The sequence below is a fragment of the Pseudomonas sp. 05T35 genome (assembly GCF_056396605.1).
Window position 1 is genome coordinate 1 of the sequence record NZ_JBFTLU010000591.1, and the last position, 2,943, is coordinate 2,943.

3 protein-coding genes are annotated in these 2,943 nt (G+C 62.0%); all 3 read left to right on the plus strand.

What is annotated here, in order from left to right:
• Positions 1–613 (plus strand): M20/M25/M40 family metallo-hydrolase (locus tag AC1DH9_RS27635; protein ID WP_477809185.1); only part of this gene is annotated, 613 nt, incomplete at its 5' end.
• Between the two features lie 233 nt (positions 614–846).
• Positions 847–2,304 (plus strand): NAD-dependent succinate-semialdehyde dehydrogenase, encoded by a 1,458-nt coding sequence (locus AC1DH9_RS27640; protein WP_427545829.1) that lies wholly within the window; start codon positions 847–849, stop codon positions 2,302–2,304.
• A 26-nt stretch (positions 2,305–2,330) separates the two neighbouring features.
• Positions 2,331–2,943: isocitrate/isopropylmalate family dehydrogenase (locus AC1DH9_RS27645; RefSeq protein WP_477809186.1), on the plus strand; the 613-nt coding region annotated here is incomplete at its 3' end.

Below are 2,943 nucleotides of genomic sequence, written 5' to 3' on the forward strand. Positions count from 1 at the left end.
CTGTCGGGGCCTGGAGGCGCACTCATCGCTGGCGCCGCGCTCGGTCAATGCGATCCACGTGGCTTGCGATTTCATCGCGGCACTGCGTCAAAGCCAACAGCAATTGCAAGAGCAGGGCGCTCAGGATGCGGACTACGACGTGCCTTACAGCACGGTGCATGTCGGACAGATTGTCGGCGGCAAGGCGCTGAACATCGTGCCGAACCTCTGCACCCTCGACTTCGAAGTGCGCAACCTGCCGGCAGACGATCTGGATCAGTTCCTGACGCAGATGCAAGAGCGTGCGGAAGTGATCGTACGCGAGGCCAAAAAGCTCTCCAGCGTGGCGGACATCGAGATTGAAACCCTCAATGTCTATCCAGGTCTCGATACCCATCCGAGTGTCGAAGCGGTGCGCTTTCTGAAGAACTTCGCCGCACCGGATACCGGCACCGCCAAAGTCTCGTTCGGCACCGAAGGCGGGTTGTTCAAGCAGCGCCTGGATGTGCCGGTGGTGGTCTGCGGACCGGGTTCGATCGAACAGGCGCACAAGCCGGACGAGTTCATCGAGATCAGCCAGATGGAGGCCGGGGAGCGGTTTCTTGAGGGCCTGACCGGTTCTTTGAAATTGTAAAAGAATTAAATGTGGGAGCGAGCCTGCTCGCGATGGCGGCTTATCTCTCAACATCAATATTGCCTGATCCACCGCTATCGCGAGCGTTTGTCTGATAGACCATAAACTCCTTCGGTAGAGCCTGCCGTCCCGCCGCGATTTTCAGCATCCGACGCTGCCCTCAAGGCACTTTCAGCATCCTCTTCCGAGGCACCTCCCTAGACTGGCAAGTGTCTCGGATCAGGACCTCGACCATGCTCAAGAATCGTTTGAAAGACCCAAGCCTTTTGGCAGAACTCGCCTACATCGACGGGCAGTGGATCGGCGCCGACAACGCCGCGACGCTGGACGTCATCGACCCGGCCAACGGCCAGTTCCTTGCCCGCGTACCGGCGATGCAAGGCACGGAAACCCGCCGCGCCATCGACGCCGCCGAAAAAGCCTGGCCAGCCTGGCGCGCCCGCCCGGCGGCCGAGCGTGCGGCGCTGCTGGAGCGCTGGTATCAGGCGATGATCGACAACCTCGATGACCTCGCGTTGATCATGACTTGCGAGCAGGGCAAACCGCTCAACGAAGCCAAAGGCGAAATTCGCTACGGCGCCGGTTTCGTCAAATGGTTTGCCGAAGAGGCCCGCCGGGTTTACGGCGAAACCATACCGGCCCCCAGCGGCGACCGCCGACTGCTGACCCTCAAGCAACCGGTGGGTGTCTGTGCGGCCATCACCCCGTGGAACTTCCCCAACGCGATGATCACCCGCAAGTGCGCGCCGGCCTTGGCGGCGGGTTGTCCGATCATCGTCAAACCCTCGGACCTGACGCCATTGTCGGCACTGGCCCTGGCAGTACTGGCCGAGCGCGTCGGCATCCCGGCCGGGGTGTTCAACGTGCTGACCGGAATGCCCGCCGGCATCGGCGAAGAGCTGACCGGCAACCCGACCGTACGCAAGCTTTCCTTCACCGGTTCGACGGCGGTGGGCCGCTTGCTGATGCGCCAGAGTGCCGAGCACATCAAGCGCTTGAGCCTGGAGCTGGGCGGCAATGCGCCGTTCATTGTGTTCGACGATGCTGACCTGGAGCAGGCTGTGACGGGCATCATGCTCAGCAAGTTTCGCAACGCCGGGCAGACCTGCGTCTGCGCCAACCGCATCCTGGTGCAGGACGGCATCTACGAGCGCTTCGCCCAGCGGTTGGTGGAGGAGGTGGGCAAGCTCAAGGTCGGTAACGGCCTCGACGCCGACGTCACCATCGGCCCGCTGATCAATCCGGCGGCAGTGAGCAAAGTCGCCCGGCATATCGACGATGCCCTGAGCCAGGGCGCGCGCTTGCTCTGCGGCGGTATTCCCGAGGGCGACAGTCAATTTGTCCAGCCAACGGTACTCGGCGATGCCCACGCCGGCATGCTGCTGGCCAACGAAGAAACCTTCGGCCCGGTGGCGCCGCTGATGCGCTTTACCGAGGAGGCCGAAGCACTCGCGCTGGCCAATGCCACGCCTTATGGACTGGGCGCCTACTATTTCACTCAGGACCTGCGCCGCTCGTGGCGTTTCGGCGAAGCGCTGGAGTTCGGCATGGTCGGCCTCAACACCGGGATCATTTCCATGGAAGTCGCGCCGTTCGGCGGCATCAAGCAGTCGGGTCTGGGCCGTGAAGGCAGCAAGTACGGCCTGGACGAATACCTTGAAGTCAAAGCCTTCCACATTGGCGGGCTGTAACTCACAGACACGGGGAGCCACGATTGATGAGCAAGACATTCAGAATCGCCGCGATTGCCGGCGATGGCATCGGCAAGGAAGTCCTGCCCGAAGGGCTGCGAGTCCTTGAGCAGGCGGCGAAGAAATGGCAGCTGGAATTGAGCATCGAGGTGCTCGACTGGGCGCACTGCGATTACTACCTGGAGCACGGGCAGATGATGCCCGACGACTGGTTCGAACAGCTCAAGGGTTTTGATGCGATCTACTTCGGCGCCGTGGGCTGGCCAGACAAGGTGCCGGACCACATTTCCCTGTGGGGTTCGCTGCTGAAATTCCGTCGGGATTTCGACCAGTACGTGAATATCCGCCCGGTGCGGTTATTCCCCGGCGTGCCGTGCCCATTGGCCGGCCGCAAGCCGGGGGACATCGATTTCGTGGTGATTCGTGAGAACACCGAAGGTGAATATTCCTCGGTCGGCGGCAAGATGTTCGAAGGCACCGAGCATGAGTTCGTGCTGCAAGAGTCGGTGTTCACGCGGCGCGGCGTCGACCGGATTCTCAAGTTCGCTTTCGAGCTGGCCCAGACCCRGCCGCGCAAACGCCTGACGGCGGCGACCAAGTCCAACGGGATTTCCATCAGCATGCCGTACTGGGACGAGC